The following is a 20,779-nucleotide window of genomic DNA, read 5'->3' on the forward strand; positions in this document are numbered from 1 at the left end:
ACGAGAGAAGGCCCTCCGAAGAGGGCCTTGCGGTAGCGAGGGCGGGACTCGAACCCGCGACACCACGATTATGAGCCGTGTGCTCTAACCAACTGAGCTACCCCGCCGCAGGCTGTGAACCCCGTCGGATCGCTCAGCGACGGGATGATGACAGCCGGAGCCCCGAGTCAGGTTTGAACTGACGACCCCTTCCTTACCATGGAAGTGCTCTACCACTGAGCTATCGGGGCGTGACCACCAGGTCGCGAACTGCTCGCGGCCGATTGGCACCAGGCAATGTTAGCAGAGCCGGAGGAGTGCTGATGCCACCTCGCACGAGCGCGACGACGAGCGAGACGACGGGTGCGGCGTCGGAGCAGACTCGGAGGGTGCACAGCATCGAACTGCTCCTCGACGAGACGACCGACCGCGCCGTCCGCGACTCGTGGCAGGTGCTGGCCGACGCCGGTCTGCCCTCGCTCGCGCACCACTCGGGAGCGACGAACGCACCGCACGTCTCCGTCTCGGTGGCGGCCGGGTTCGACGACCGGGCCGACCCGCGCCTCCGGCGGATCGCCTCGGCACTGCCCCTGCCGGTGGCGTTCGCCGGCCTGATCGTCTTCGGCCGACCCCCGCGCGGGCTGGTGCTCGCCCGGGCCCTCGTGCCGACCGCGGACCTGCTCGATCTGCACCGCGACGTGCACGAGAGCGTAGGAGGCGCGGCGCCGGTCGACCACGCCGCCCCCGGTCGCTGGTCGCCTCACCTCACGCTCGCCTCGCGGCTGTCCGCCGACCAGCTGGCGCGGGCCGTCGAGGTCCTCTCCGTGGCGGAGGAGGCGACGGACGCCGGGCGGGTCTCCACCAGCCGTCTCGTGTCGATGCGGCGATGGGACTCGGACGCGAAGGTCGTCGTCGGGCTCTGACCCGTGGGGATCGGCCTCAGGTCGAGGGGATCGGCGTCGACGCGGTCTCGAGCGCCTCGAGGTCGTGCTCGGAGAACTCCACGTGGGCCGCGTCGAGCAGACCTTCGAGCTGGATCGTCGTCCGGGCGCTCGCCAGGGCTCCGATGACGTTCTGCCGCGAGGCCAGCCACGCGATGGCGACGGCGCCGGGCACGACCCGCTGCCGCTCGGCGATGTCGGCCAGCACCTCCACGATGGCGAGGTTCTGGGGGGTGACGTAGCTGAGCGCGCGGTTGCCCCTCGGCGAGTCGCCTCGACCGGTGTCGCCGCGGTACTTGCCGGTGAGGAATCCGCTGGCCAACGAGGAGTGCGGGAGGACGGCGAGACCGAAGTGGTCGACGAGGGGCTGGACGTCGCTCTCGTAGTCCGCCCGGCGGACGAGGTTGTAGGCGGCCTGGACCGCCGCGAACGGATGCAGGCCGTCGCGATCGGCGATCGCGAGCGCCTGGCGGAGGCGCGCGCCCGTGTAGTTCGACGCGGCGGGATGGCGGATCTTGCCCTCGTCGACGAGCTCGCTGAGGGCGCCGACGGTCTCGTCGAGAGGGGTCTCGTCGTCGTCGAAGTGGGTGAAGTAGTAGTCGATGTAGTCGGTGCGCAGACGACGGAGCGAGGCGTCGACGGCCGTCCGGATGCTCGTGCGCGTCAGGCCCGGAGCCTCGGGGTGCTGACCGCACTTGGTGCTCAGCACGACCCGCTCGCGGTTGCCGGGTCGTGCGATCCACCGCCCGATGATCGTCTCGGACTCGCCGCCGACGTTGCCCGGCAGCCAGGCGGAGTAGACGTCGGCCGTGTCGATGATGCGTCCGCCGTCTCCGACGAACACGTCGAGCACCTCGAAGGCGGTGGGCGCGCCCACCGTCCAGCCGAAGACGTTCGTGCCGAGGGCGAGCGGGAAGGGCGTTCCGTCGGGCTGCGACGCCGCGGGCGACGGCTCGACGGTCGGAGGGACGCTCTGAGGGGTCACGGTCGGTGCCAATCGTGGTCGGGTGGTGATTGCACGCTAGCGGATGGCGGGTCGAGGCCCTGCCGTATCGTGGCCTCATGTCCTCAGCAGAGCCCACGGGCGACACACTCGACGCCCCCGCAGACTCCGAGACCGACACGCCGACCGCTCTCGACGAGGCCCCCGCCGCCTCGTCCGAGAAGGGCGGCGAATGGTGGCGCTCCGCCGTCATCTACCAGGTCTACCCCCGATCGTTCGCCGACTCCGACGGCGACGGCGTCGGCGATCTGCCCGGCATCACCTCGCGACTCGGCGACCTCGCCGACCTCGGGGTCGACGCCGTCTGGCTGTCGCCGTTCTACCGGTCGCCCCAGCGCGACGCCGGTTACGACGTCGCCGACTACCGCGACGTCGACCCCCTGTTCGGCACGCTCGCCGACTTCGACGCCCTGCGCGCACGCGCCACCGACCTCGGGCTCCGGGTGATCGTCGACGTCGTGCCCAACCACACCTCGTCCGAGCACGCCTGGTTCCAGGCGGCCCTGGCGACCGAGCGGGGCTCGGTCGAGCGCGGGCACTACCTGTTCCGCGACGGCCGCGGCGTCGACGGCGAACTCCCCCCGAACAACTGGGAGTCGATCTTCGGCGGACCGGCCTGGACGCGGATCACCGAGGCCGACGGCACGGCCGGCCAGTGGTACCTCCACCTCTTCGACTCGTCGCAACCCGACCTCGACTGGACCGACCCCTGGGTACGCGAGCAGTTCGTCGACGTGCTGCGCTTCTGGCTCGACCGCGGCGTCGACGGATTCCGGGTCGACGTCGCCCACGGCATGATCAAGGCCGAGGGCCTGCCCGACTACACGCCCCCCGCCGACTCGGGCAGCATGGGCGGCGGTCAGGGCGAGTCCGCTCCCCCGCCCTACTGGGGCCAGGACGGCGTGCACGAGATCTACCGCTCGTGGCGGAAGGTGCTCGACGAGTACGAGGGCGATCGCGTCCTCGTGGCCGAGGCCTGGGTCGAGCCTCTCTCGCGACTGGCCGAGTGGGTCCGCCCCGACGAGATGCACCAGGCCTTCAACTTCTCGTATCTCGAGACGGGCTGGTCGGCGAGCGAGATCCGCCGCGTCGTCGACGCCTCGATCGAGGTGTTCTCGAGCGTGGGGGCCCCGAGCACCTGGGTGCTCAGCAACCACGACGTCGTCCGGCACGCGAGTCGCCTCGCCCTCACCGCCGAGAACCCCCAGGGCCACGGCATCGGTCCGCGCAGCGCCGGGCTGCCGATCCCCGAGCTCGGTCTCGCCAGGGCCCGGGCCGCGACGGCCGTCATGCTCGCCCTGCCGGGCAGCGCGTACCTCTACCAGGGCGAGGAGCTGGGCCTCCCCGAGGCCATCGACCTCCCCGACGAGAGCCGACAGGATCCGACCTGGTTCCGCACGGGGGGCGAACGATACGGGCGAGACGGATGCCGTGTGCCGCTGCCCTGGGAGTCCGCGGCGCCGGCCTTCGGGTTCAACTCGACCGGCGCCTCCTGGTTGCCCCAACCGAGCGACTGGTCGACCTACGCCCGCGACGAGCAGACCGGCGTGACGGGCTCGACCCTCGAGCTGTACCGCCTGGCGCTCCGGCTGCGCTCGGAGATCGGCCTCGGTACGTCGGACATCGTCTGGCTCGACGACTACTCGGACGAGGTCGTGGCGTTCCGCAGCGCGGGCGTGACGGTTCTCGCCAACCTGGGCGAGGTCGCCGTCGAGCTGCCCCTCGGCGACGTGCTGCTGTCGACCATGAGCCTCGACGGGCCGGCCCTGCCGCCGAACGCCGCGGTGTGGCTGCGCGAGACCGACAGGTGATCTTGACGCGCTGAACGACGAGACCCCCGGGCGGACTGCCCGGGGGTCTTCTCGTGCTGCCGTTCCGTGCCGCGCGGATCGACCGGCCTGCGTCGGCTCTCGCCGGTCAGATCAGTTGGTGTTGGCGGTCAGCCACGGGTACGGGTCGACGGGGACGCCGTTGAGGTGGATCTCGAAGTGCAGGTGCGCGCCGGTGCTGTTGCCGGTGCTGCCGACGGCGCCGATGATCTGACCGACGGTGACCGTGTCGCCGACCGAGACCTCGACCGAGCCGGACTGCATGTGCGAGTACGTCGACGTGACCTTCTGGCCGTTGACGACGTGCTCGATCTCGACGTGGTTGCCGAAGGCGCCCGACGGACCTGTGACTGCGCTGACGGTGCCGTCGGCGATCGCCTGGATCGGCGAGCCCGCACCCGGGATGAAGTCGAGACCCTGGTGGAAGGTGGAGCAGAAGCTGCAGTTGCTGACCTGACGGGCGCCGAAGCCGCTGCTGATCGGCACACCGGTCTGGAAGGGCCACTGGACGGTGCCGGCGACGTCGTTCGTGAACGTGCTCGAGCTGGTCGAGGCGTACTCGTTGACCACGATCGTGCTGACCGAGTAGCCGTCGCGCGAGACGCTGGCCTCGGGGGCGGCACCGGCGGCGACGAAGCTCTGAGCTCCTGCGGCCTTCTTGGCCGCGGTCAGCTCGGGGGTGTCGACGAAGAAGGCGTTGGCCGGCACCGAGGTCGCCACGAGCATCGCGCTCGCGAACAGCATGGCGCCGACGACGGTCACGCGCTGCGAGGTGCGCGAGAACGACGAGCCGCGGGAGGCGGTGGTCGCGGACGATGCGGAGGAGCGGGCCGAGGAGGCGCGGCTCGAGGACGTGCTGCGCGCTGCGGTGCTGCGCGCGGCGCCGCTGCGACGCCCTGTGGCCGCGGCGCCGACGGCGGGAGTCGCTGCGGTGGACGAGACGGTGCGGGGCGAGCGCTTGCGAGCGGAGGCGGCGGCTGCGGCCTCGGCAGCGCGACGGGCCCGACGCGAGTCGGGGGCCGGGGTCGCGGGGGTGGCGGCGGCAGCGTCGTCGTTCGTGACGATGGACGCCGACTCGCCCCCGAGCACCGCGGGTGCGACGTCAGGCGCGGCGACGACGGGCGACGAGATGCCGGATGCGGCGGGGGTGCTCCGCTCGACGCCGACGGCCGCTGCGGACGACGCGAGGCGGGCCGTCTCGGACTCGTCGGCGATGGTCGGTGCGGCGAGGGCTGCAGCGGCGCGCTCGGCCTCGCGGAGCTCGCGGCGCGTCGCGAAGGTCGGGATGGTGATGCTCGCCGTCGGGGCGTCCGAGACGGTGACCAGAAGATCGTTCTCTGCTCGAAGCGACGGGGTTCCGTCGCCGGCGGGCTCGGAGATGTTCTGGTATTTCGACACGTCTGATGGATCCTCGGGGTTGTCGGGACGGAGAGGCGGATGCTCCCTCTTCTTCTCGGCCGCTACCCCGTAGAACATGTCACGGAAAAGTAACGAACCAGTCAAGGGTAGCCGAATGGTGAACGAATGGCTAGCCGCGACCGGTGCCCGACGGTCAGAAACCGGCGTCGGCGAGGGCGTCGCGGAACGCGTCGGAGATGCTCGGCGCCGCCGCGACCGTCAGTCGCTCATCGGCCGGGGCGTCGCCCTCGCCGCCCACGACGGCCCCCGCCTCGGCCGCGACGAGCGCGCCCGCAGCGTGATCCCACGGCTTCAATCCGCGTTCGGCGTAGGCGTCGAGACGTCCGTCGGCGACCGCGCAGAGGTCGAGCGATGCCGCCCCCATGCGACGGATGTCGCGGACGCTCCCGATGAACCGGCCGAGCACGGCGGCCTGCTCGACCCGCCTGTCGGCGTCGTACGAGAAGCCGGTCCCCACGAGCGACTGAGACAAGGAGGCGGGGGTCGAGACCGCGAGGCGACGACCCGACGACCAAGCGCCTCCTCCCCTCGCTGCCTCGAAGGTCTCGCCGGCGAGCGGATTGACGACGCAGGCGGCCAGGGCACGCCACGAGCTCGGATCGGGTCCGTGCTCGACGACCGCGACGCTGACCGCCCACTGCGGGATCCCGTAGAGGAAGTTCACCGTGCCGTCGATCGGGTCGACCACCCAGGTCAGCCCGGTGCGGGAGTCGTCGGGCTCGCCCTCCTCGCCGAAGAACCCGTCGCCCGGGCGCTCGCGTGCGAGCCGCGCACGGATGAACTCCTCGACCTCGCGGTCGGTGTGCGTGACCACGTCGACGAGGCTGCTCTTCGTCGCGGCGACCTCGACGCCCTCGGAGCGGCGTCGGGCGGCGAGCGCCGCGGCGTCGGTGGCGACGGAGCGGGCCACGTCGAGGAGGGCGGACACGGCCCGACCGTCGAACCCGGACTCCCCGAGCCCGGGCCGCTCGGAGTCGGGCACGTCGCGCTCGGGATTCTCGGGATTCTCGGGCACGGTGCCTCCTGAGGGCGATCCAGTCGTGAAACACGAACGGACTCGAGTGATCGAGTCCGTTCGTGGTGTTGCTCGGTGTTTCGCGTGTGGCAAGTGAGGGATTCGAACCCCCGAATGCTGAGCAGTCTGATTTACAGTCAGATCCCTTTGGCCGCTTGGGTAACTTGCCATGCACACCCAGCCCGTGTGTTCACCGACCGGAGGCGCCAGACAAATATACAGCCTTTCGACCCTCCCGTGGACCACCCGCCGCTCCCCCCGCGCCCCGCACCCGCGTCCCTGCCCGCGCCTCCCTACCCGCGCCTCCTAGGTGCAGATCGCGACCGATCGTCTCGCACGGCGTCCATCTCGTGGCGTTTCGACCCCTGAGCGCGACTTCTGGTCGGGTTCGGCCCGCGACACGGATGTTTCGAGGTCGGGTTCGGTACGCGAACGGCCTCGCGCCGTCCCTCCACAGCCTCGCGCAGCCTCGAACCGTCCACAAGACGATCCGACCTCGCCGCGGAACTCGCACGTCATCGTCAGGCTCGGAAGATGACACGCGATGTTCCGACCCTCATCGACATGCTCGGCGGCCTCGCTCATCGTCGCGAACTGCTGCGAGCCGGGGTCACTCGTCGGCAGATCGAGGCATCGTGGGCTGCTGGCGAGATCATGCGGGTGCGCCACGGCCTCTACGGTCTGGACTCGTTGCCCGCTGCAGTGATCCGGGCAGCCCGATCAGGAGGCACGCTGTCGGGAGCGACGTCACTCGCGGCCCGCGGGGCGTGGCAGACGCCCACCCCGCGACTCGTCGTCTCCGTGGCGCACAACGCCCGGGACCTGCGCGATCCCGACGATGCGGGGTCGCGGTTGGACCCCGATCGTGACGACGTCGTGGTGCTCCGTGACGGTGACCGGTTCGATCCACGGACGGAGCGCCTCCTCGCCTCGCCCAGCCGCGCCGCCGCCCAGGTGCTCGTGACCGAGACGCCGGAGTACGCGGCAGCGATCATCGACTCGGCGATGAGACTCCCGCTCCGGCAGCGACCCGATCTCCACGAGGTCATGCGGCACGTCGCCCGTCGCCGCTCTCGGACGGGCGATGTCGTGTCGATCGATCCGCGGGCGGAGGCCGGCACGGAATCCGTGGCCCGCGTCCGTCTGCTCCGAGAGGGGATCACGGCCGAACCCCAGGTCTGGGTCGACGAGGCCATCCGGGTCGACCTCCTGATCCACGGCTGGCTGGTCGTCGAGTGCGTCAGCGTCGGACACCACTCGTCGCCGGCCGATTACAAGCGAGATCGAGCGCGGATCCTCCGACTGATGACCCTCGGGTACGTCGTCGTCGAGGCGACCTATGAGCAGATCCTGTTCGACTGGCCCACCGTCCGCGACGCCGTAGCCACCGCCCTCGCCGGGCGGGCGGAGAGGCGCGGACCGGCTCATTTCGACCTCACGGCGTCGTCACGGCGCTGAGTCTTCTGCGCCGAACCGCGTACCGGACCCGACCTGTCGTCGATGCGGCTGCACCAGACCCGACCTGTCGTCGGGCGTGCTGCACCGAAGCCGACCTCTCGTCTGGCCGGCTGCGTGCCGAACCCGACCTGTGATCGCTTCCACGGCGTACCGAACCCGACAAAAAGCACGATTCTGGGCGCAGATGACCGTGTTCCGCCCGCTTTCCGGGCGAAACGGTCGCGATTTGCACACCGCACGCGAGAGGGCGGGGCGCGGCGGGGCAGAGGCAGAGGCAGGGCAGAGGCAGAGGCGGCGCGGTGGGGCGGCGGCAGAGGCTACTGCACGGCGGAGGTGAGGCGGGCGACGTTGTCGAGCACCTTCGACCGGAACGGCCGGGCCAGCCACTCGTCGAGGAGGAGCTCGCGGCTCGCCTCGCGGTACTCGTGCTCGACCTGGCGAAGCTGGCGCACGAAGCGCCTCCCTCGGATCATGACCGAGATCTCGAGGTTGAGACTGAACGAGCGCATGTCCATGTTGCTCGAGCCGACCACGGCCACCTCGTCGTCGATCGTGACGTGCTTCGCGTGCAGCACCGTCGGCGAGCGGTAGAGGAAGATGCGCACCCCGGCTCGCAGCAGCGCCTCGTAGTACGAGCGCTGCGCGTGGTAGACGACCGGCTGATCTCCGATCTCGCTGACGAAGAGCTGAACGTCGAGCCCGCGCTGCGCGGCCGTCGTGACCGCGTAGAGCATCGACTCGTCGGGCACGAAGTACGGGCTCGTGAGGATGATGCGGTCTTGCGCGCTGTAGAGCAGCGAGTTGAACAGCCGCAGGTTGTTCTCGCCCTCGAAACCGGGGCCGCTCGGCACGACCTGGCAGTCGATCGTCTCGACCGAGTCGGCGACGTGCACCGGGTCGGTCTCCCGCAGCAGCAGCTCGTCGGTCTCGCTGTACCAGTCGGTCACGAAGAGGGCGTTGATGCCGGCGACGATCGGCCCGTCGAACCGCACCATGAAGTCTTTCCAGGTGAGGCCACGACGGCGGTTCTTCCGCCGCTGGTAGCCGCGCTCGATCATGTTCTGCGAGCCGGTGAAGGCGACCGTGCCGTCGATCACGAGCAGCTTGCGGTGGTTGCGGAGATCGGGCCGCTGGTACCTGCCCTTGAACGGCTGCACGGGCAGCATCAGCCGCCACTCGACCCCGATGCGGTCGAGGCGTCGACGCGTCTTCCGGTAGCCCGGGTACCCGCGACTGGCGATGTGATCCATCAGCAGCCGCACGGTGACACCGCGACGCCGGGCGTTCTCGAGGGCGACGAAGAACGGCTCGGTCGTCGCGTCAAGACTCGTGATGTAGAACTCGGCGTGCACCCAGCGCTCGGCGTCGTCGACGGCGGCCACCATCGCGTCGATCGAGGCCTGGTAGTCGGAGTGCAGCTCGGCCGTGTTGCCGCCGACGAGGGGCATCGCCCCGAGAGTGCGGTTCAGCTCGACGATGGTGTCGAGCCAGGCGGGCCAGGGGTGGTCTCGTTTGACCCGCTCGATGCCCTCGGTGGTCTCGACGATGTACTTGTTGATCTCGGCCTGCTTGTCACGGCGACGCCGCGGCAGACGCCTGCTGCCGACGAGGAGGAAGAGGACGAAACCGACGTACGGGATCAGGAAGATCGCGAGGAGCCACGCGGTGGCCGTCTGCGGCCTCCGGTTGATCGGCACGTAGACGATCGCGAACACGCGGATCGCGATGTCGACCACGATGCCGATCACGGCGAGGGTGGGGGCCACCCACGTGGGTATCTCCATCGACTACCTGAAGTTGACGAACTGCAGATCGACCTCGAGGTCGGCCTTCTTCAGCAGAGCCATGGTGGTCTGCAGGTCGTCGCGGCTCTTCGACTGCACGCGCAGCTCGTCGCCCTGGATCTGGCTCTTGACGCTCTTCGGCGCCTCGTCGCGGATGATCTTGCCGATCTTCTTCGCCTGGTCCTGCTCGATGCCCTCTTTGAGCGCGGCCTCGATGCGGTACTCCTTGCCGCTGGCGAACGGCTCGCCCGCGTCGAGGTGCTTGAGGCTGATGCTGCGCTTGATGAACTTCGACTCGAGCACGTCGAGCACGGCCTTGACCCGCTCTTCGGTGTTCGCCTTCAGCAGCAGCTTCTCGCCGCTGTAATCGACGGACGCACCCACGCCCTTGAAGTCGTAGCGCTGCTCGATCTCCTTCTGCGCCTGATGGAGGGCGTTGTCGACCTCCATCTTGTCGACCTTGCTGACCACGTCGAAAGAACTATCTGCCATGCCGGACAGCCTAGCGACACCCTCCGACGGTGGTCCGGCCGGACGCACCACGGGCCGCCCGCGGCCAGCACGGTCGCAGGGCGGCCCGGACGTGCGGACTCAGGAGGCGCGGGTCAGGCGGTCTGCCCGGCCTCGGACCGCGAGACGCGCACCATCTCGTCGCGGGGGACGACCTTGACGCGGACCCGCTCGTGCTCGTGGGCGGCCCCGAGCGCCTGCTCGTGCTCATCGAGGCGGTGCCAGCCCTCGAGATCGGTGTAGGCGACGCCCCGCTCGGCGAGCAGCGCGGGGACGGCCTCGGGGTCGGTCTCGGCGGGCTGCCACCAGCTGGCCTGGTCGTTGATGACGTGCGAGACGGTCTCCATCGCGTCGCTCTTCGTGTGGCCGATGAGGCCGACGGGGCCGCGCTTGATCCAGCCGGTGGCGTAGACGCCGGGGACGATCTGGTTGTCGTCGTCCATCACCTGGCCCTCGTGGTTCGGGATGACGCCGCGGCGCTCGTCGAACGGGATGCCGTCGAGCGGCGAGCCGAAGTAGCCCACGGCGCGGTAGACCGCCTGCACAGGGACGTCGCGCACCTCGCCGGTGCCCTCGACGCCACCCTGGCCGTCGGGCCGGGTCCGCTCGTAGCGGAAGGCGGAGACGCGCCCCTGCTCGTCGCCGACGATCTCGACGGGCTTGGCGTAGAAGTGCAGGTGCAGACGACGGGACGCCTCGCCGACCTCGCGCTGACGCCACTGGTTCAGCACCTTGTCCATCACGAAGACCTGCTTGTTGGTCGCGATGGCCGTCTTCGACGCCTCGTCGTGGTCGAAGTCCTCGTCGTAGACGATCATGTCGACGTCGCGGAGCTCTCCGAGCTCGCGCAGCTCGAGCGGCGTGAACTTGACCTGCGCGGGGCCGCGGCGCCCGAAGACGTGCACGTCGGTGACTGGCGACGCCTTGAGCACCTCGTAGACGTTGTCGGGGATCTCCGTCGGCAGGAGGTCGTCGGCGTGCTTCGCGAGGATCCGCGAGACGTCGAGCGCGACGTTGCCGACGCCCACGACCGCGACGGAGGAGGCGTCGAGCGGCCAGGTGCGGGGGACGTCGGGGTGACCGTCGAACCAGCTGACGAAGTCGGCGGCGCCGTAGCTGCCCTCGAGCTCGATGCCGGGCACGTCGAGGTCCGCGTCGCGGATCGCACCGGTCGAGAAGACGACCGCGTTGTAGTGCTTCTTCAGGTCGTCGAGGGTGATGTCGACGCCGTAGCGCACGTTGCCGAAGACTCGGATGTCGCCGCTGTCGAGCACATCGCGCAGGGCGTTGACGATGCCCTTGATGCGCGGGTGGTCGGGCGCGACCCCGTACCGGACGAGGCCGTAGGGCGCGGGCAGCTGCTCGAACAGGTCGATCTGGACGTCGAAGCCCTTCGGCGTCTTGAGCAGGATGTCTGCGGCGTAGATGCCGGCTGGTCCGGCTCCGACGATGGCCAGTCGCAAGGTGGTCACGGTGTTCTCTCTCTCGCTGAGGGGCTCGGCGATGCGAGCGGGTTGACGGTGATGCGTGATTCGGGGACGAGGGGGGCGGTGCCGGTCAGGCGGACCGCTCGACCACTCGATCGGCGAAGCGGGTCAAGGCCTTCTTCACCGGGCCGGCGGGCAGCGGGGCGAGGGCGTCGAGCGCCTCGCGCGCCCACCGGTGGGCTTCGAGACGGGTGCGCTCGGTGACGTCGTGCTCACGCAGACGCCGGACCACGTCGGCGAACTCGTCGTCGAGGGTGGTCTCGGCGGCGTTGCGCGCGGACTCGTCGAGCTCGGCCCCGTCGGCGTCGCCGTGAGTCGCCTCGACGATGCGGTCGATCTCGGAGAGCAGCGCCGACGCCTCGAGGTCGGTGCGGGCGAGCTCGCGCAGATAGAGCACGGGGAGCGTGACGACACCGGCGCGCAGGTCGGTGCCGGCCTTCTTGCCCGTCTCGGCGGGCTGATCGGAGAGGTCGATGACGTCGTCGATCAGCTGGAAGGCGATGCCGATCTTCTCGCCGAACTCGGCGACGGGCGCGAGGTACTCGCGCGGTGCGCCGCTGAACATGACGCCGGCCCGTGCCGCCGTCGAGATGAGGGATCCGGTCTTGTCGGCGAGGACGTCGATGTAGTGGGCGATGGGATCGTCACCGTCGCGCGGCCCGATCGTCTCGTGCAGCTGACCGAGGCAGAGCCGCTCGAACGTCTCGGCCTGCAGCAGGATCGCCTCCTGGCCGAGACCGGAGACGATGGTGCTGGCCCGGGCGAAGAGCAGGTCTCCGCTGAGGATGGCGACGTTGTTGCCCCATACGGCCTGCGCGCTCGGCACCCCGCGGCGCATCTGCGCCTCGTCCATGACGTCGTCGTGGTAGAGCGACGCGAGATGCGTGATCTCGGTGGCCTGGGCCGAGGCGACGATGCCCGGCGTCGCGCCGTCGCCCAGCTGGGCGATGAGGAGCGTCAGGGTCGGACGCACCCTCTTGCCACCCGCGGCGAGCAGGTAACGGGTGGTGGCGTCGGCGATCTCGTCGGCGAAGGCGATCTCGCGCAGCAGGCCCTCTTCGACGAGCTCGAGCCCGCTGTCGACGGCGGCGACGAAGCGCCGCTCGGCCGGTGTCGCGAAGAGCTTCTCGCCGAGCCCGAGCGAGGTGCCGAGGCTGTTGCGGTGGGTCGTCGGCCCACCCGCGCTCACGAGGTCGCCCGCTTCTTCGAGGAGGCGCGGGTCGACGGAGCGGACGGCTTGCGACCGCGGTGCAGCGCGACGATGCCGAACGACAGGTTGCGGTAGGCGACGCGGCTGAAGCCCGCACCGCGCAGCCACTGGCTGAGGACCTGCTGGTCGGGCCATTGGGCGATCGAATCGGCGAGGTAGGTGTAGGCCGGGCCGTTGCTGCTGGCGAAGCGCGCGATGAACGGCATGCCGAAGCGGAGGTAGGCGCGGTAGGCCGCGCGCAGCAGACCGAAGGGCGGTGTCGAGAACTCGCAGACGACGAGGCGTCCGCCGGGCTTGAGGACCCGGTTCATCTCGGCGAGCGCCACCTGGGGGCGGTTGACGTTGCGGAGGCCGAACGAGATGGTGACGGCGTCGAACGTGGCGTCGTCGAAGGGCAGCTTCTCGGCGTCGCCCTCGATGAACTCGATCTCGGGGTGGCGCTTCCGCCCCACCTCGACCATGCCGTGGCTGAAGTCGAGGGCGACGACCTCGGCACCGCGCTTGGCGATGGCCGCCGAGCTGGTGCCCGTGCCCGCTGCGATGTCGAGGACCCTGTCGGCGGGGCCCGCCCCGATGGCCTTCACGGTGGCCACGCGCCAGAGGACGGCGTTGCCGGCCGACAGCACGTCGTTGGTGCGGTCGTAGTTCGCGGCGACGCCGTCGAACATCGACGCGACCTCTGCGGGTTGCTTGTTCATGTCGGCCTTGGTCACGAGGAGCGATCCTACCGGCACCTCCGGTGCATAGCCCGAGTGTGAAGCACGCTCCGCGAGTAGTCTGTCGCGGTGGACCTCCCGTCGTTCCGAGCCCCGTCGTTGTCCGTGCGCAGCACGCGGATCGACCACATCAGCCCCCTCCTCGACGTCGTCGATCGGCGCGATCCCCTGATCTTCGTCCGGGGCGGTGCCGGGATGGCCGGCATCGGCGAGGCCCTCCGGCTCGAGTTCACCGGTCCGACGCGCATGACCGACGCGGCCGACGCCTGGCGCGAGGTCGCCGCGCGGGCCACGGTCGACGACGAGGTGGGCGTCGCCGGCAGCGGTCTGATCGCCTTCGGCTCGTTCGCCTTCGACGACGAGTCGACCGACACGAGCGTCCTGATCGTGCCTCGCATCGTGCTGGGTCGGCGCGACGGCGTCGCCTGGATCACGCGGGTCGACGGTGCCGCGACGCCCGCGGCCATGCCGGTGGGCGCCTCCGTCCGGCTGCGGCTGTCCGACGGAGACCTGTCGGCCGCGGGTTACGCCGACGCCGTCGCCCGTGCCGTCGAGGCGATCGAGCACCGCGACGTCAGCAAGGTCGTGCTCGCCCGCGACCTCGTCGGACGCATCCCCGCCGAGGCCGATCTGCGCCTCGTCGCCGCGACCCTCCTGACGGCCTACCCCGACTGCTACACCTTCGCGGTCGACGGGCTGATCGGCGCGAGCCCCGAGACGCTCGTCCGCACCGAGCGCGGCGAGGTGACGGCGCGCGTGCTGGCCGGCAGCGCTGCTCGGGGCGTCGACGCGGCGAGCGACGAGCGCGCCGCCCACGCTCTGGCGACCTCGCCGAAGGACCTGGACGAGCACTCGTACGCGCTCCGCAGTCTCCTGCTCTCGCTGGGTCGGCATGCCGACGGCATCGTCACGGCCGAGCAGCCGTTCACCCTCAAGCTCCCGAATCTGTGGCACCTCGCGAGCGACGTGCGCGGTCGACTCACCGACGGGTCGAGTTCGCTCGATCTGATCGCGTCCCTCCATCCCACGGCCGCCGTCGCCGGCACCCCCACCCGGGAGGCGCTGGCTCTGATCCGAGAGCTCGAACCGTTCGACCGCGGTCGCTACGCCGGCCCGGTCGGCTGGGTCGGCGCCGACGGCGACGGCGAGTGGGCCATCGCGCTCCGTTGCGCCCAGGTCTCCCCCGACGGCACCGTGCGGGCCTTCGCCGGGGCCGGCATCGTGGCCGACTCCGTGCCGGATCGCGAGGTCGCCGAGACCCGCATGAAGTTCCAGCCCGTGGTCGGGGCGTTCGCGCAGTGACCCCACCCGCGCCTCCTCGGGATCCTGCTGAGACCGGTCCACTCGACCCGGAGACCGCACCCGGGTCGTGGTCGCGACCGGTGGCGCTGGTGGTGGCCGCGGCGTTCTTCATGGAGAACCTCGACGCCACGATCCTGTCGACGGCCACCGCCTCCATCGCCCGCGACTTCGAGATCGTGCCCGCCGAGGTGGGGATCGCCGTGACGAGCTATCTCGTCGCGGTGGCGGCGTTCATCCCGCTCGGGGCCTGGCTCGCCGAGCGGTGGGGCGCACGTCGGGTGTTCCTCGCCGCCGTCGTCCTGTTCACGGTCGCCTCGCTCGCCTGCGCGCTCAGCGGCGACCTCGTCTCGCTGACGGCCTCGCGCGCCGTGCAGGGTCTCGCCGGAAGCATGATGGTGCCGATCGGGCGGCTCATCGTGCTGCGCAGCACCGAGAAGTCGGAGCTGATCCGAGCCATCGCGTACCTCACCTGGCCCGCCCTGGTGGCACCGGTCATCGCGCCGCTCGTCGGCGGCCTGCTCACCGAGCACCTCGGCTGGCAGTGGGTGTTCCTCGTGAACGTGCCCGTCGGGGCGGCGCTGCTGATCGCCGCGTGGCGCGTGATCCCGGCCGTGCCTCGTGCCCCGCGCGCCCGTCTCGACGTCGTCGGTCTCGGCCTCGTCGTCGCCGCCGTCGTGTCGGGGGTGGTCGCCTTCGAGCTGCTCGGCGGCGCCCCGACCGCCGTCACGGGCGCGGGGCTGCTCGTGCTCGCGGTGCTGCTGGTGCTCGCCGCCGGCCGCTGGTTCCGTCGGGTGGCGCCCCCCCTGCTCGATCTGACGGCGTTCCGCATCCCGTCGTTCCGGGTGACGAACCTCAGCGGCTCGGTCTACCGCGCCGTCGTCAACGGGGTGCCCTTCGTCGTGCCCCTGCTGCTGCAGGACGGCTTCGGGTGGTCGCCCGCGGAGGCCGGTCTGATGCTCACCTGGGTCTTCGTCGGCAACCTCGGCGTCAAGCCGTTCACGACGCCGCTGCTGCGGCGGTTCGCGGTCATCCCGATCGTCACCGTCTCGACCGTCGGCCTGGCCGCGACGTTCGTGGCCGCGGCCCTCGTGACGGCCGAGACGTCGCCCGTGGTCATCGCCCTGGTGCTGCTCGCGAGCGGGGTCTTCCGTTCGGTCGGCTTCACCGCCTACAACACGCTGCAGTTCGCCGACGTGCCGCCCGAGCGCCTCGGTGCGGCGAACGCGCTGTCATCGATCACCGGCCAGCTCGCCGTCGGGCTCGGGGTCGCGCTGACCGCTCTCGTGGTCCGCGTCGCCGACGGCGTGCTCGGGACGACCGGCGCCGGCGACCCGACCGGCTACCGCATCGCCTTGATCGTGCTGGCGGCTCTGGCTCTGCTGAGCATCGTCGAGGGCCTCCGGCTGCCGCGAGGCACGGGAGCCTCGCTGCGGGCGGCCTCGCGCTGAGGCGGCCTCGCGCTGACAGGACCTCGCGCTGGCGACCCCGAGCGGGCGACCCGCGGTGGAGTCCGGCGCCTAGGTGGACGAGAGGCGGGTCTTCTCGAGCTCGACGTCGAACTCGGCGCGCGGCCACTCCGGGCGGCGTGCCGCCAGGGCGTCGATCAGGAGGCGCTGGACGGCCACCCGGGCGTACCACTTCCGGTCGGCGGGGACGACGTACCACGGAGCCGAGTCGGTCGACGTCCGCCTGATCGCGGTCTGGTAGGCCTCCTGGTAGTCGTTCCAGAGCAGGCGCTCGTCGAGGTCGCCGGGGTTGTACTTCCAGTTCTTCTCGGGGCGGTCGAGTCGTTCGCGCAGCCTCGACTTCTGCTCGTCCGACGAGATGTGCAGCATCACCTTGACGACGGTCGTGCCGGCCTCGGCCAGTTCGCGCTCGAATGCGACGATGTCGTCGTAACGGCCCTCGACCTCCTCCGGCGAGGCGAGGCGGCGCACCTTGCCGATCAGGACGTCCTCGTAGTGCGACCGGTCGAAGACGCCGATCATGCCCGGGCCCGGCAGCTCGCGGCGGACGCGCCACAGGAAGTCGTGCGCGAGCTCCTCCTCCGTCGGGGTCTTGAAGGCGTGGTGGGCGACGCCCTGAGGATCGACGGCTCCGACGACATGACGGACGATGCCGCCCTTGCCCGCGGTGTCCATGCCCTGCAGCACGAGCAGCACCGAACCCTTGTCGCCGCCATGGCGACTGGAGGCGAAGAATCTCTCCTGCAGGTCGCCGAGCGTGTCACGACCGGACTCGAGCGACTGCGCGGCGTACTGCTTGTCTCCCGCGAACCCGGGCGTCGACGAGGGATCGATCGCCGCCAGGTCGACGGCGTCGTCGGCTCGGAGGGACACGGCGGGCGGGGTCGTCCAGGTCTTGGCCATGGGTCGAGCCTACGACTCGGGCGTGAGGCGGGGACCAAGACCGCGGGAGGCCGCGAGCAGGGCCGACCGGAGTCCGGACAGCGAGCCGCCGCCGTCGGGTCAGCGCGTCAGCGGTACCTCGATCAGCACGGGGCCGTCCCAGCGTCGGGCGAGGTCCCGGTCGAGCTCGGCCCGGGTGCCGGCGCGTGAGTACTGCCACCCGTAGGCCGCGGCCAGGGCCGACAGCTCGACGCTCTGCGGGGTGAACTGCACACGGGTCATCGCATCGGCGGGGGCCGTGGCCGCCACCTCGAGCCCGTCGAAGATCGTCCCCCCGCCGTCGTTGCCGACGATCACCTGCAGGCGGGGTCGCACCTCGCCGTCGCCGAAGAGCATCGAGCCGACGTCGTGGAGCAGGGTGAGATCGCCGAGCAGCACCCGCGTCACGCCCGGGCGCGATTCGTCGAGCTGACTCGCGTAGGCGATGCCCGTGGCGGTGGCGATCGTGCCGTCGATGCCCGCGAGACCCCGGTTGGCGTGCACGGGGATGCGCTTGCCGGGCACCACCTCGTCGACCTCGCGGATCAGCCGGGACGCACCGAGCACGAGTCGGTCGTGGGGCCAGGTGACGCGCCACAGGGTCTCGGCGAGGGCGCGACGCGAGACCTCGCGACGCAGCAGCGCCACCTCGCCGCGGAGGAACGCGGCGCGCTCGGCGGGTACGTCGCTCGTGGCGGCCTCGAGGTCGGGCGCGGACTCCGCGTCGCCGACCACGAGTCGTCCGGCCTGGACCCAGCGACCGACCCAGGCTCGATGCGGGCGGTCGTCCGGCGACGGGCCGTCGGAGGCGGCACCCGTGGCCGTCGTCGTGGCGGTGGCCGTGGCCGTCGCCGTGGCCGCGGCGTCGTCGACCACCGCCGCGTCGGCCTGGTGTCGACCGTGCCTCCGTGGCTCGACGGCCGCGCCGCCGTCGGGGACATCGACCGCGTCGACCACGCGGGCGTCGCGGCCCGGGTCGTAGGCCTCGGGCGACGATCCGCGGACGACGATCACCTCGACGTCGGACCGCCGGATCAGTGCCGGGATCTGCCGGGTCAGGGTGGGGTGACCGAAGACGATCACGCGCCGCACGGCGCCGCCGAACGCGTGCTCGCCGAGCAAAGCCCGGTAGCCCAGCGCCAGATTGGGGCCGAAGTGCGCGCCGCTCGAGACCTCGGCCACGAGCGGCGCACCGAGGGCACGGGCGACCCGCTCGGCCTCGTCCGTCGCCGCGTGACCGGCCACGACGAGCGTCGCCGGGACCCTGTCGACCTCGAGGGCGAGACGGGACACCGGGGAGGCGCGGGTCACCGGGTCGGGGCGGGCGTCGGGGATCCGCACGACCGGCGCCGACAGGGGCTCTCGGAAGGCGATGTTCAGCTGCACCGGCCCGGGGGCGGGCAGATCGCCGTACGGCGAACCCCCGGCCGCCTGCCGGTGACCGAGGGCGGCCGAGACCGCATCGAGCGCGAGGGTACGGACGGCGTCGACGTCGACCGGCCCCTCCACCGGAGCCTCGACGTCGCGGACGAACGCGACCGCGCGACCGAAGAGACCGGGCTGGTGGGTGGTCTGGTTGGCGCCGATGCCCCGCAGCTCGGGCGGTCGGTCGGCGGTCAGCAGCAGCAGGGGCACCCCGGAGTGATGGGCCTCGAGGACGGCCGGATGCAGGTTGGCGACGGCGGTGCCCGACGTCGTGATCACGACGACGGGCGCACCGCTGTCGACGGCCAGCCCGAGGGCGAGGAACGCCCCCGACCGCTCGTCGATGCGGACCCTGAGGTGGATCCGCCCCGAGCGCTCGAGCTCGGCGGCGGCCAGCGCGAGCGCCTGCGAGCGGGAGCCGGGGCTGAGGACGACATCGCGGACGCCGACGTCGACGAGGGCGGACAGCAGCTCGACGGCGTAATCCGTCGCGGGGCTGCCGCTCGACTCATCGTCGCGGTCGCTGGACATGGCCGGCTTACGCCGTGCCCGTCTTGCCGTCTTCGTCGAGCTCGGAGAGCTCCTGCTCGAGACGTCGGATGCGCTCGTCGGTGGTCTCGCGGTCGAGGTCGCTGATGTTGGACGCCGAACGACCGGAGAACTCGGGGTCGTCGTCTGGAGCGACGAACCTGCGCCGTTCGGGCTGCCGGTTCTTGCGGTTCTTGCCGAGGAGGAACCAGAGGATGGCGCCGATCACGGGCAGGACGACGATGATCAGCGCCCAGAGGGGCTTGTTCAGAGCCCGGAACCTGGAGTTGTCCGCGAAGAGGCAGTCGACCAGGGCGTAGATGATGAAGGCAGCGGCGATCACGATGCCAACGACGTACAACCTCACCATTCCTCGACTATAGGCGGCGTCCCGGTGCGGATCCTGACCGTGGGCCCTTCCGTGGCCGACCTGTGATCCACCCGGCTGGGGCACGGTCTCGCCGCCGTAGAATCGCCGGGTGAAACCCTGGGTCAAGTACACGTTCATCCGTCTCGGGATCTTCGCAGTGGCGCTGGCCGTCCTGCTCGTGATCCGCATCGACCCCTACATCGCGACGATCGTCGCGGCGATCGTCGGACTCTGCGTCTCGTACATCTTCTTCGCACCGCTCCGACGTCGTGTCGCCCTCGACCTCGCCGAGCGTCGATCGAAGCCCGAGACGCGTCACGGCGACGACATCGCCGAGGACGAGGAGATCCGCCGCTCCGACCGCGACGACGTCTGAGCGTCGAGAGGAGCGCAGCCGGGCCGCGGCCTGGCCGCGCAGCCGGGCCGCGGCCTGGCCGCGCAGCCGGGCCGCGCAGCCGGGCCGCAGCCTAGAAGTACAGGACCGCCGACAGCGCCAGCGCCCACAGCAGTGCCGTCAGCGACGACAGCTGCAGAGCGAGGATGAGCTCGCGCGGCGTGCGACCGGTGACGCCGATGATGGCCGCGGGGATGGCCGCGATCAGCGTGAAGTAGACGTACGGCGCATCGAAGTACAGGAACCCGAAGTACGCCAGGATCAAGAACGGCAGCAGCAGGAAGAGCGCGTAGAGCGCCCGCGCGACCGGGTCGCCGACCACGACCGCCAGGGTGCGCTTGCCCGCGGCGGCGTCTTGGGGGATGTCGCGGATGTTGTTGACCATCAGCACTGCGCAGGCGAAGAGCCCTGCCGCGACGCCCGCGATCCAGGCGTCGGCCGGGAACCGGTCGAGCTGGACGTACGTCGTGCCCACGGTCGCGACGAGGCCGAAGAACACGAAGACGAAGACCTCGCCGAGGGCGTTGTAGCCGTAGGGACGCTTGCCGCCGGTGTAGAACCATGCGGCGACGACGGCGGCGGCCCCCACGGCGAGCAGCCACCAGTGCCCCGACAGGATCACGACGGCGACACCGGCCGCGGCGGCGACGGAGAACGAGCCGAGCGCGACCCGGAGGACGCTGCGGGGACGGACGGCCCCGGAGGCGGTGAGCCGCGACGGCCCGACCCGGAAGGCGTCCGTGCCCCGGATGCCGTCGGAGTAGTCGTTCGCGAAGTTCACGCCGATCTGCAGGAGGACGGCGACGACGAGGCACAGGACGGCGAGGAGGAGGTCGCTCGACCCGTTGGCCTCGGCGACGCCGGTGCCGAGCGCGACCGGCGCGACGGCCAGGGGCAGGGTGCGCAGACGAGCACCGCCGATCCAGTCGCGGGCGGTCACCCGCCGTGCGGGCTGCCGACCGGGTCGCCCGCCGGGTCGTCCGCCGGGTCGTGCCTTCTTGCTCTTCGTCTTCGCCACGGCC

Annotated in this window: 18 protein-coding genes and 3 tRNA genes; 6 read left to right on the plus strand and 15 right to left on the minus strand. The window is 71.0% G+C overall.

Annotated elements, in window-relative coordinates; all coding sequences use genetic code 11:
• Positions 1-33 precede the first annotated feature (33 nt).
• Both ACZZY9_RS04845 and ACZZY9_RS04850 read right to left on the minus strand, forming a co-directional pair.
• A tRNA-Met gene (locus ACZZY9_RS04845) sits at positions 34-107 on the minus strand.
• A 51-nt stretch (positions 108-158) separates the two neighbouring features.
• A tRNA-Thr gene (locus ACZZY9_RS04850) sits at positions 159-230 on the minus strand.
• 72 nt (positions 231-302) lie between these two features.
• Between ACZZY9_RS04850 and ACZZY9_RS04855 the strand changes: the two genes are divergently transcribed.
• Entirely contained in the window at positions 303-902 is a 600-nt protein-coding gene (locus tag ACZZY9_RS04855; protein ID WP_463463199.1) for a 2'-5' RNA ligase family protein, read from the plus strand.
• A gap of 16 nt (positions 903-918) precedes the next feature.
• On the opposite strand, the gene ACZZY9_RS04860 is transcribed toward ACZZY9_RS04855, so the two are convergent.
• Entirely contained in the window at positions 919-1,905 is a 987-nt protein-coding gene (locus ACZZY9_RS04860; RefSeq protein ID WP_463463200.1) for an aldo/keto reductase, read from the minus strand.
• Positions 1,906-1,982: 77 nt separating this feature from the next.
• Between ACZZY9_RS04860 and ACZZY9_RS04865 the strand changes: the two genes are divergently transcribed.
• Positions 1,983-3,734 carry a glycoside hydrolase family 13 protein gene (locus tag ACZZY9_RS04865; protein WP_463463201.1) on the plus strand — a complete coding sequence of 584 codons (1,752 nt, stop codon included), beginning with the start codon at positions 1,983-1,985 and terminating at the stop codon, positions 3,732-3,734.
• 111 nt (positions 3,735-3,845) lie between these two features.
• Here ACZZY9_RS04865 and ACZZY9_RS04870 read toward each other — a convergent pair whose 3' ends face one another.
• The 3 genes from ACZZY9_RS04870 to ACZZY9_RS04880 all read right to left on the minus strand — a co-directional run bounded on the left by ACZZY9_RS04870 (position 3,846) and on the right by ACZZY9_RS04880 (position 6,355).
• Entirely contained in the window at positions 3,846-5,150 is a 1,305-nt protein-coding gene (locus ACZZY9_RS04870; protein ID WP_463463202.1) for a M23 family metallopeptidase, read from the minus strand.
• A 154-nt stretch (positions 5,151-5,304) separates the two neighbouring features.
• Positions 5,305-6,099 (minus strand): inositol monophosphatase family protein, encoded by a 795-nt coding sequence (locus tag ACZZY9_RS04875; protein ID WP_463464639.1) that lies wholly within the window; start codon positions 6,097-6,099, stop codon positions 5,305-5,307.
• Positions 6,100-6,273: 174 nt separating this feature from the next.
• Positions 6,274-6,355, minus strand: a tRNA-Tyr gene (locus ACZZY9_RS04880).
• Positions 6,356-6,720: 365 nt separating this feature from the next.
• On the opposite strand from ACZZY9_RS04880, the gene ACZZY9_RS04885 reads away from it, so the two are divergent.
• Positions 6,721-7,644, plus strand: coding sequence for a hypothetical protein (locus tag ACZZY9_RS04885; protein ID WP_463463203.1), 924 nt, complete (start codon positions 6,721-6,723; stop codon positions 7,642-7,644).
• 317 nt (positions 7,645-7,961) lie between these two features.
• Here the strand turns inward: ACZZY9_RS04885 and cls are convergent, their stop codons facing one another.
• From cls to ubiE, 5 genes are all read right to left on the minus strand, one after another.
• Complete coding sequence (cls, locus tag ACZZY9_RS04890) at positions 7,962-9,428, minus strand: cardiolipin synthase (RefSeq protein ID WP_463463204.1); 1,467 nt, start codon at positions 9,426-9,428, stop codon at positions 7,962-7,964.
• 3 nt (positions 9,429-9,431) lie between these two features.
• Positions 9,432-9,920, minus strand: coding sequence for a YajQ family cyclic di-GMP-binding protein (locus ACZZY9_RS04895; RefSeq protein ID WP_463463205.1), 489 nt, complete (start codon positions 9,918-9,920; stop codon positions 9,432-9,434).
• 113 nt (positions 9,921-10,033) lie between these two features.
• Positions 10,034-11,410: an FAD-dependent oxidoreductase gene (locus tag ACZZY9_RS04900; protein WP_463463206.1), complete on the minus strand. Its 1,377-nt coding sequence runs from the start codon at positions 11,408-11,410 to the stop codon at positions 10,034-10,036.
• 85 nt (positions 11,411-11,495) lie between these two features.
• Complete coding sequence (locus ACZZY9_RS04905) at positions 11,496-12,614, minus strand: polyprenyl synthetase family protein (protein WP_463463207.1); 1,119 nt, start codon at positions 12,612-12,614, stop codon at positions 11,496-11,498.
• Complete coding sequence (gene ubiE, locus ACZZY9_RS04910; protein WP_243215408.1) at positions 12,611-13,348, minus strand: bifunctional demethylmenaquinone methyltransferase/2-methoxy-6-polyprenyl-1,4-benzoquinol methylase UbiE; 738 nt, start codon at positions 13,346-13,348, stop codon at positions 12,611-12,613. The genes ACZZY9_RS04905 and ubiE overlap by 4 nt, the downstream gene beginning before the upstream one ends.
• Before the next feature lie 72 nt (positions 13,349-13,420).
• On the opposite strand from ubiE, the gene ACZZY9_RS04915 reads away from it, so the two are divergent.
• Both ACZZY9_RS04915 and ACZZY9_RS04920 read left to right on the plus strand, forming a co-directional pair.
• Positions 13,421-14,653: an isochorismate synthase gene (locus tag ACZZY9_RS04915; protein WP_463463208.1), complete on the plus strand. Its 1,233-nt coding sequence runs from the start codon at positions 13,421-13,423 to the stop codon at positions 14,651-14,653.
• An 80-nt stretch (positions 14,654-14,733) separates the two neighbouring features.
• On the plus strand, positions 14,734-16,101 hold the full coding sequence (locus tag ACZZY9_RS04920; RefSeq protein ID WP_463463209.1) for an MFS transporter: 1,368 nt from the start codon (positions 14,734-14,736) through the stop codon (positions 16,099-16,101).
• A 69-nt stretch (positions 16,102-16,170) separates the two neighbouring features.
• Here ACZZY9_RS04920 and ACZZY9_RS04925 read toward each other — a convergent pair whose 3' ends face one another.
• The 3 genes from ACZZY9_RS04925 to ACZZY9_RS04935 form a co-directional block, all read right to left on the minus strand.
• Positions 16,171-17,022, minus strand: a complete 852-nt coding sequence (locus ACZZY9_RS04925) for a PPK2 family polyphosphate kinase (RefSeq protein ID WP_463463210.1) — start codon at positions 17,020-17,022, stop codon at positions 16,171-16,173.
• A gap of 99 nt (positions 17,023-17,121) precedes the next feature.
• Positions 17,122-18,996 carry a 2-succinyl-5-enolpyruvyl-6-hydroxy-3-cyclohexene-1-carboxylic-acid synthase gene (menD, locus tag ACZZY9_RS04930; RefSeq protein WP_463463211.1) on the minus strand — a complete coding sequence of 625 codons (1,875 nt, stop codon included), beginning with the start codon at positions 18,994-18,996 and terminating at the stop codon, positions 17,122-17,124.
• Positions 18,997-19,003: 7 nt separating this feature from the next.
• Positions 19,004-19,363: a PLD nuclease N-terminal domain-containing protein gene (locus tag ACZZY9_RS04935; protein ID WP_463463212.1), complete on the minus strand. Its 360-nt coding sequence runs from the start codon at positions 19,361-19,363 to the stop codon at positions 19,004-19,006.
• Positions 19,364-19,472: 109 nt separating this feature from the next.
• Here ACZZY9_RS04935 and ACZZY9_RS04940 point away from each other — a divergent pair, with 109 nt between their 5' ends.
• Complete coding sequence (locus ACZZY9_RS04940) at positions 19,473-19,739, plus strand: DUF4229 domain-containing protein (protein ID WP_192058812.1); 267 nt, start codon at positions 19,473-19,475, stop codon at positions 19,737-19,739.
• Between the two features lie 91 nt (positions 19,740-19,830).
• Here ACZZY9_RS04940 and ACZZY9_RS04945 read toward each other — a convergent pair whose 3' ends face one another.
• Positions 19,831-20,775, minus strand: a complete 945-nt coding sequence (locus ACZZY9_RS04945; protein WP_463463213.1) for a 1,4-dihydroxy-2-naphthoate polyprenyltransferase — start codon at positions 20,773-20,775, stop codon at positions 19,831-19,833.
• Positions 20,776-20,779: the final 4 nt, after the last annotated feature.

This window comes from Frigoribacterium sp. AC394 (genome assembly GCF_979258095.1).